Raw genomic sequence first — 7,681 nt, 5'->3', positions numbered from 1 at the left:
CTCAACTTTTGCACGGAACACTGCACGAGCCTTGATCACCGGTATTGCCTATAACCTGGTTCAGCTCTTTAAACAGCTCTTTGTCTCGGAAGACCGTCGTTCAACCATCTCCTCGCTACGGTTCAGTCTCTTTCACATCGCCGGTAGGATTACTTGGCACGCCCGTCGTGTGGTGATTCATCTTGCTTCTAACTATGTTTACAAGAACTGGTTTAGTCGGCTCATGGACGAAGTCCATCAGTTGGCGACCTGAACTGAATAACTGAATAGGTCGTGCGTCGAGCCGAAAACTGGGTCGGTCTGTTCGTGGTGCATCGATCACCAACTTCTCCGCTCAGTCAGTATTCGCAACGCTCCAAACGTTGCTTTCAGACCGGCCAGATGCGATTTCATGTCCCAAATACCGAGGTGAATAATCCAGGATAAACCATCGCACCTGATTCGATTTGCACGCTGTCGCCGCGATTTAAACGGATCGTCACTAACGGAAACGTGCCACTGCCTAATGTTTGATATTCCATGATTTATTTTCTCCCCAAAATGGTTTCGCGAATTGCCCACCACTCGTAACCCAACAAGCTAAACATCACGAAGCTCGGTATGATCCCTAGCCAGCGATGTCGCCATACTGAAATCAACAGCAATGTGAAGAAGCCAATGGCAAATACCAGAAGCCAGCGCACTTTCTTCAAATATTCTGTCCTTAATGCCGGTGTCCATTTCATGCGCGCGCCGCCAAATCTTTTTCAAGTTGATCAGTCACTTGGGCGATCACCACATCACTGGGCTGAAATTGGAAGTTATCAGTGTGCGCTAACTGCCAATCGATGCGCCCATACTGCGGCGTTAATTCCGCAATCTCCGCGTCTCCATAACCAAGTTGCTCAGCCAAGCGCCACATTTTGATCAACAAGCGTTTTTTATGGCGAATCCGTTGATCAAAAAACACTTGTAACAGGAGTAGCCAGCCGATTTCGACTAACCAGCCAACCCAATGTAACCACTGAACGATCGCCACATAGATCAACGCCGCGACAATCAAGCCGATCCCCATTGCGATGCGATTCACCCACTCAGTTTTCATAACGGCTCCTTTTTAAATGCGCGTTTAGCCGCGATCATCAAGCTTACCCCGATGACCACAAATAATACCACAAAGGCCATGATGGCGCCATTCAATGCCGCACTGCGCATTAAGGTCCACACCATCACACCAGCTAAAACAAAACACGCTAAGCCGACGACGACCACCAAAATCGCCAACGCCCGTCGCATGAAGCCGGCTGGGCCCGCCCAGACATAACGCCAAGCATAGGCTAGTGCCGCCCCAGCCAGAATCGTCAGGGCACCTTTCATTGTTCAGCCCATGAATCGGCATCATCAATTGGCGGATTTTTCGTCGGCAGGATCTCGATAACCAACGTCACCAAACCGATGGCTAAGGTAATCACGGATGAAAGCGCGGTGTGTCCATTTAATACCAAAGGCACCACCCCTGCTGCGACTTGCAATGCCACAAACACACCCCAGTGCACCCCGGCATCACGAAATCGCCGCACGGCAATGGCCAAACCCGGCAATAAAATCGCCAAGCCAAACAACAAGGCGATCAAGATTGGCCCCAGCAATGCTGCGAACAAAATCGTTGGATCTTTACCCACGGTGCCAATTCCAACCGCACCGATCACAATCGCCCAAAAAATCAGTGTCAACAACGTTTGCCACAAGGTCCACCACCAGAATTCACGGCGCGTACTGCGTCCCGTAAAGTTCACGTAATTACTGAAGAACGCTGGAATCGCGATTAATCCGCCAGCCCCGTAAAAATGGTTCCCTGTTTGTGAAACGATCGCATCACTTGCTTTTTTTGCCATGGTATTATCTCCCAAGTCTCACTATTTTTTTATTCTATTGTTAGTTCACGCCCTAACGCATGCGTTCACAACGAACAAAATCGTCACCTGACCCCACAATTACCGCCGAATACTGAATCCAAAGTGTGGCATATCGATATGATAATAATGCTTCATCATTTTGCCGCGTACCAACATGCCATTGCGAATCGCCACATTCATTGACGCCAGGTTGTTATCGCGAATGATCGACCAAACTTCAGAAATCAACAAGTGATTAAAGGCATATCGCTTAGCGCCTTGAGCCGCTTCGCTCGCATAGCCTTGATGCCAATGGTCACGTTGAAGCAAATACCCGATTTCGACCACGTCATGACCTTGCCAAGGCTGGATCGTCAAGCCACATTGGCCGATGAATTCACCAGCTTTGGTTGTCACTGCCCACAAACCCAAGCCATCTTCGCGATACCGTCTGAGTTGATTGTTCAGCCAAGCCTCGACTTCAACGTCTGAGAATGCATGCGCGTAGGCATACATCGCTTTCTCGTCTTGCAACGTGCGTGCCAAATTGTCCTGATCTCCTTGATTCAGTTGCCGTACCACCAGGCGCTTGGTTTCATAAATTACTGGTGAGTTCGCCATGGTCCAATCCCACACACCCAGTTCTTCATCGAATTGTTTTTGCACCAAGTGAAAGCCGTGACGCTGATAAAACTGTTTGGCCTGCAAATTTTGATCGAACACATTTAACGTGATCACCGGATGGCGCGCTTGTAAATGTGTCAGTAATTGCGTGCCGAGTCCAAGATGGTGATAAGCCGCATCGATAAAAATACCAGCCAAATAATCTTCCTGCATCCCAGCAAAGCCGACAATTTCCCCGCCAACTTGCACCACAGTCAGTTCTGCTTGTGGCATCAGTTGCTTGACCAGCGCAAAATTGTGATGCCAATAACTCTCTGAGACAAAGTCATGAGCTTCTAAGTTGCTCGCCAACCAAATCGCCATGATTTGATCTAATTGTTGTGGATTCACTTCAGTTAATGTCGTGATCATCTTCCCCACCTCCTAATGGTAGCATACCGATAAATTTCATCACTTGCCAAAAAAGTCTTCATAAGCTTCAAGATGTAGCTTGTAATCTTCATCAATTCGTCGTATATTCATATCTTGTAATATTAATATGTTTTGACGTAAATATTAAAAAGGAGGTCCCCATGGTCAAACATCGCGTGTTGGATCAGCAAAAAGTCCTCGCGACTGCAGGCGTTATGGCTAGCGAGTCAGGCGTTGCCAACTTAAATTTCAAAGCTTTAGCCACCCGCTTAGACATTCGCTCCCAATCGCTTTACAACTACTATCCTAATATTGAAGCGGTGATTGAAGCGCTCGGCGCTGATTTTTTAACGCAACTTGATACCCAATTAACCCATGGGCTCGTCGGCTTGTCTGGGGTCGATAGCTTGCAGCGTTTTGCCGAAATCAGCCATGATTATTTTGATTCCACCGGCAATCGCGTGCAATTACTGTATTACATCCATCGTTACGCCGAAACTAGCCCTTTTGTCCAAGCGCTAAAAGCGGTCATCGACTTGCTCAAACAACTCGTCGCTGGCGTCCACCTGCGGCAAATGTCCCAAGAAGCTTATGTGCAAGGCCTAATTTCCAGCGTCTTGGGCTTCACCGTGCTTGAGATCATGAACTACTTGCCTGACGAATACCACGACGTGAACTACCATCAAATGTTGCAACTTTACTTAAACGAGGTTCAAAATGATTAAAGACGAATTCAAATTTATCCGCCACAACAAACTGATCATGTTGTCTGTGATCGTCATCATGTTCATTCCCTTTTTATACGCGATTTTCTTCTTGAAATCCGTATGGGATCCTTATGGTGACACCCAAGCCTTGCCAGTGGCCGTCGTCAACAACGATGTGCCGGTCGAATACGAAGGCAAAACTTTAGACGTCGGCGCCCAAACGGTCAAAAAACTCAAACACAACGACCAACTCGGCTGGAAATTTGTTTCTTCCAAAAAAGCTGCCGAAGGTTTGAAGCACGACAAATACTACACCGTCGTCACGATTCCTAAGCACTTCTCTAAAAATGCGGCAACTGTTTTAGACGCCCACCCGAAGAAAATGCAACTGAAATACACCACCAACGACTCGCTGAACTACTTGTCGCAAGTGATTTCCGGCATCGGCGTGGACAAACTCGACAAACAGATTCGCGCGAGTGTCACCAACGCTTATGCCAGTGCCGTGTTTGACCAAATCAAAACTGTCGGCAAAGGCTTCTCCAAAGCGGCCAGTGGCGCCACGCAATTATCGGATGGCACGGTCACGTTAGATGATGGCGTTTCACAATATACCGTCGGCGTTTCTACCGTTAACAAAGGCGTCCAAACCTTGAAAGTCAGCGTTTCGCCGCTGACGTCAGGGGTGAAGCAATTGACCACTGGGGCAAAAACCTTAAATGCTGGGGTCGCGACGATGCCGGCGCAAACCACGAAATTGGCCAATGGTGCCAACTCATTAAGTACTGGCGTCAGCCAATATGTGACCGGCACCAATACGTTAGCCGCAGGCGCCAATACCTTAAACCAATCCGTCGCCTCAATGCCTAGTCAAACCCAACAACTCGCCTCAGGAGCCAAGCAAGTCAGCGATGGGGCCGCCAAGTTAAGTACCAGCGTGACCGACTTACCTACCAAAACTAAAGCATTAAATGCCGGTGCGCAAGGCGTTGCCACTGGGGTCGGGCAATATGTTGCTGGCGTCAATGAAGCCTTCACCAAACTTAAAGCCGGCCCGGCGAAAATGACCAATGGGTTGACACAACTTCAAGCTGCGGTATCAGGCATTCAAAGTAGCCTCAGTGAAAGTACGACTGCCAGCCAAGCGACCACGGCAACGATTAAACAAGACTTACAAAAACTTGTCGTCAGCTTATCGGCCAGTCAAGACCAAGCCAACTTAGCGATTGTGCAAGATTTAGCCAAGCAGTTGACTAGCTTAGAAACGGCGCAAACGCAAAGTACGACTAAGTTAACCAGTGTCTTGAAGAAAATGAGCACCGGTTTGACCCAATTGCAAACCGGTACCACCACCATGGCCACTGGCATCACCCAGGCGAATACTTTATTGCAAACTAAAGGTGAAGCCTTACAAACTGGGGCTGAAAAGCTGGTGACTACTGGCACTCAACCATTGGCAACTAGCGCACCGGCACTCACCGCTGGGGCCAAACAATTAGCCACTGGGTCCGCCCAAGTCACAGCTGGCACGCAACAATTAGCCAGTGGCGCGACGACCTTGGTTTCTGGAACGCAACAACTAGCGGCTGGCGGTCAACAACTCGCCGCCAATGGCAGTGCTTTGACCAGCGGCGCTGCTCAAGTTGCCGCCGGTACAACGACGGTCGCGCAAAGTGCCCCGACCTTAGTGGCTGGCACCAGTGCTTTGGCGAATGGTTTGACCACTTTACAAAACAAGTTGCCAAGCCTATCCAGTGGCGTGACCCAATTAGCTGATGGCACCAGCCAATTAGCTGACAAGTCCTCACAACTCACTGACGGCACTAGCAAACTTAAATCCGGTACCAAAACCTTAGCCACCAGCTTGTCTGCTGGAGCCAAACAAGTCAACGGCATTAAGTTGACCAATGAAACCGCCAAAATGTTTGCCGCACCAACTCACACCACGCAAAAACATTATAGCTATGTCTCAAACTATGGGCATGCGTTAGCGCCTTATGTTTTATCCTTAGCGTTGTATGTTGGGGCGTTGGTCTTCAACTTCGCTTATCCGATTCGCAAAGTCTCCCACAAAGACGGCACGCCGACGCAATGGTTCGCGTCTAAAGTCGTTCTCGGCGGCTTAGTGGCGATCGGCATGGCGGTCATCGAAGCCAGCTTGATCATCCTCGGTGGTTTAACCGTTGATCACGTCGGGTTGTTCTATGCCTTAGCGATCATCTTCTCGATCACGTCGATGTATTTTGTCATGATGCTGTCGATGGCCTTTGATAACCCTGGGCGTTTCGTGGCGATGATCATGTTGATGCTGCAACTTGGCGGTGCTGGTGGGACCTTCCCATTGGAAATCACCAACAGCTTCTACAATGCGATCCATCCGTTCTTGCCGATGAGCTACTCGGTATTAGGTTTCCGTCAAGCCATCACCAGCGGGATCTACTCCGGCTCTGTGGCCAACTGCTTTGCCTTTTTAATCGGCTTTGCGATTTTAAGTCTGCTCTTATTATGGGTCGCAATGCAGATCTTGCAAAAACGCCATTTAATGGGCATCTCCCAACTCGACGATAACCAAAAGCTCCAAGACGTCGAAAAATAAGCAGAAAAAAAGCGTGTTGCTGGCGCTGGTCCGCGTCAAGTAGACAGTTCAAATAATTAAAGTTTCTATGCAATTTCTTTTACGGCATGATTCCGGTATTCCATTGGAGTCATGCCGTTTAGTGTTTCTTGGCGTCGTTCATCGTTGTACCAATTGATTGCTGCTTCAATATTCTTCATCATCTCTATTTCAGATAAGGCATATTCAAAGGCGAAACGTTCGACCTTTAAATGACTCCACAAGCTTTCCATCGGACTGTTGTCGCCAGGCGTACCTGGCCGCGACATGCTGTGGTCAATCCCTTCACCGGCAAGATAAGTGTTATACACACCAGATGTATAGCTTGATCCTTGATCGCTATGTAGAATCTCCGGCTTAGCGCCATTATTGTTCTTAACTGCCACCTTAATCGTGTCCGTTACCAGCTTAGCGGTTTCTGTAGGGGCGACAAACCAAGCGATTACGCTATGATCGTAAAGGTCTTTCACTGCGCTGAGGCGTAACTTCTGCTTGTTGTCTTTGCCATAAGTTAACTCTGAACAATCCGTTACCCAAACCTTGTTTGGGGCAATTGGGTGGAAAGCGTGGCCAACGTCTGCTGTGTATAATTTGTTGGTTAAGAGAAACTCTTTCTTTTCTGCCTTGCGATCGTGCTTAGCCACGCGAATAGAGGCCTGAATATGTCCTTGGCGCATGATGCGGCGGACACGTCCATGACTAACGTGATAAGGCGTTTCAGCGTTGATGTAGGTCATAAGTCGCTTGACGCCAAAGATGTAATGATTCTTTTCTTCCAGCTCAATGATGTACGCAAGAATTCGACACGCATCACTGATCCCATACGGCTTTCCGGAATCGGGATTCACTTCTTGTGCGAGTTGTTTGATTGCTTGGTATTGGTCGTCTGAACGGCATTCCTTCTTTCTATTTCCTGTAGTTTTTTTAGCACTGCGACCTCCGTTGAAACATAGGTTAGTCGCGCTTGTAGTCGCTTATTCTCAAGTTTAAGTCGGTCGACTTCGGAAAGCTGTCCATTATCCTCTTTAGCTTTACCACGACGGTCTGCGAGGGCAGATTCGCCTCCTTGTTTGAATTTCTTGACCCACGCATAAACTTGACCATATGAAACATTGAAGTGCTTCATCGCTTCGATATAGTTATCCTGGATTATTCATAGAATTTCAAAAAAGCAGCGCAATCCCATGATTCACACGGGACTGCGCTGCTTTGGTGTTTCACCCATTGGGTGCGCCTATATGCTAAGGTTGAGTCGATGAAAACCATCACGAAAGCGAGGCTTCACACCATCTCAACTTTAACCAGCTTATCCCTGCAATGCAATACCAATGTGACTGTGACCGCCGACGGCGGTCAACTTTCAAATGACGCCGGGCTCGTTTTGTTCCAAGAGTTTCTTCATCGTATCAACTTTAGGCAACTTGCCAATCAGTGCCTCAAGTTACCAGACC

General features: G+C 48.4%; 10 protein-coding genes and 3 pseudogenes. 4 read left to right on the top strand and 9 right to left on the bottom strand.

Features of this window, described 5'->3' with window-relative positions; translation table 11 throughout:
- A partial coding sequence (locus tag ACKTSG_RS12975; protein WP_407891817.1) for a transposase occupies positions 1–253 on the top strand: 253 nt, incomplete at its 5' end.
- A 136-nt stretch (positions 254–389) separates the two neighbouring features.
- Here the strand turns inward: ACKTSG_RS12975 and ACKTSG_RS12970 are convergent.
- From ACKTSG_RS12970 to ACKTSG_RS12940, 7 genes and pseudogenes are all read right to left on the bottom strand, one after another.
- Entirely contained in the window at positions 390–521 is a 132-nt protein-coding gene (locus ACKTSG_RS12970; RefSeq protein WP_407895344.1) for a hypothetical protein, read from the bottom strand.
- Between the two features lie 3 nt (positions 522–524).
- Positions 525–725 (bottom strand): hypothetical protein, encoded by a 201-nt coding sequence (locus tag ACKTSG_RS12965; RefSeq protein ID WP_407895342.1) that lies wholly within the window; start codon positions 723–725, stop codon positions 525–527.
- Positions 722–1,084: a hypothetical protein gene (locus ACKTSG_RS12960; RefSeq protein ID WP_407895340.1), complete on the bottom strand. Its 363-nt coding sequence runs from the start codon at positions 1,082–1,084 to the stop codon at positions 722–724. The genes ACKTSG_RS12965 and ACKTSG_RS12960 overlap by 4 nt, the downstream gene beginning before the upstream one ends.
- A complete protein-coding gene (locus tag ACKTSG_RS12955) occupies positions 1,081–1,356 on the bottom strand; it encodes a hypothetical protein (protein WP_407895339.1) in 276 nt (91 codons plus the stop codon). Before ACKTSG_RS12955 ends, ACKTSG_RS12960 begins: the two co-directional genes overlap by 4 nt.
- Positions 1,353–1,874 carry a DUF805 domain-containing protein gene (locus ACKTSG_RS12950; protein WP_407895337.1) on the bottom strand — a complete coding sequence of 174 codons (522 nt, stop codon included), beginning with the start codon at positions 1,872–1,874 and terminating at the stop codon, positions 1,353–1,355. Before ACKTSG_RS12950 ends, ACKTSG_RS12955 begins: the two co-directional genes overlap by 4 nt.
- 99 nt (positions 1,875–1,973) lie before the next feature.
- Entirely contained in the window at positions 1,974–2,495 is a 522-nt protein-coding gene (locus ACKTSG_RS12945) for a GNAT family N-acetyltransferase (protein WP_407895346.1), read from the bottom strand.
- A 9-nt stretch (positions 2,496–2,504) separates the two neighbouring features.
- A pseudogene (locus ACKTSG_RS12940) lies at positions 2,505–2,861 on the bottom strand (GNAT family N-acetyltransferase); the annotation flags it as partial.
- Positions 2,862–3,070: 209 nt separating this feature from the next.
- Between ACKTSG_RS12940 and ACKTSG_RS12935 the strand changes: the two are divergent.
- Both ACKTSG_RS12935 and ACKTSG_RS12930 read left to right on the top strand, forming a co-directional pair.
- Complete coding sequence (locus tag ACKTSG_RS12935) at positions 3,071–3,634, top strand: TetR/AcrR family transcriptional regulator (protein ID WP_407895335.1); 564 nt, start codon at positions 3,071–3,073, stop codon at positions 3,632–3,634.
- Positions 3,627–6,212, top strand: coding sequence for a YhgE/Pip family protein (locus ACKTSG_RS12930; protein WP_407895333.1), 2,586 nt, complete (start codon positions 3,627–3,629; stop codon positions 6,210–6,212). The genes ACKTSG_RS12935 and ACKTSG_RS12930 overlap by 8 nt, the downstream gene beginning before the upstream one ends.
- A 65-nt stretch (positions 6,213–6,277) precedes the next feature.
- Here the strand turns inward: ACKTSG_RS12930 and ACKTSG_RS12925 are convergent, their stop codons facing one another.
- Together ACKTSG_RS12925 and ACKTSG_RS12920 are read right to left on the bottom strand one after the other, a co-directional pair.
- The gene (locus ACKTSG_RS12925; RefSeq protein WP_407895331.1) at positions 6,278–7,078 is read right to left on the bottom strand and encodes an IS3 family transposase; all 801 of its coding nucleotides are present in this window, start codon (positions 7,076–7,078) and stop codon (positions 6,278–6,280) included.
- Positions 7,075–7,371: pseudogene (locus tag ACKTSG_RS12920) on the bottom strand (helix-turn-helix domain-containing protein); the annotation flags it as partial. The pseudogene ACKTSG_RS12920 and the gene ACKTSG_RS12925, both read right to left, overlap by 4 nt.
- Before the next feature lie 114 nt (positions 7,372–7,485).
- On the opposite strand from ACKTSG_RS12920, the pseudogene ACKTSG_RS12915 reads away from it, so the two are divergent.
- A pseudogene (locus ACKTSG_RS12915) lies at positions 7,486–7,681 on the top strand (IS1380 family transposase); the annotation flags it as partial.

This window comes from Lacticaseibacillus salsurae, from assembly GCF_045862175.1.
Classification (GTDB): Bacteria; Bacillota; Bacilli; order Lactobacillales; family Lactobacillaceae; genus Lacticaseibacillus; species Lacticaseibacillus salsurae.
The sequence above is the reverse complement of the archived record's forward strand: the minus strand, read 5'-3'. Positions and strand labels throughout refer to the sequence as shown.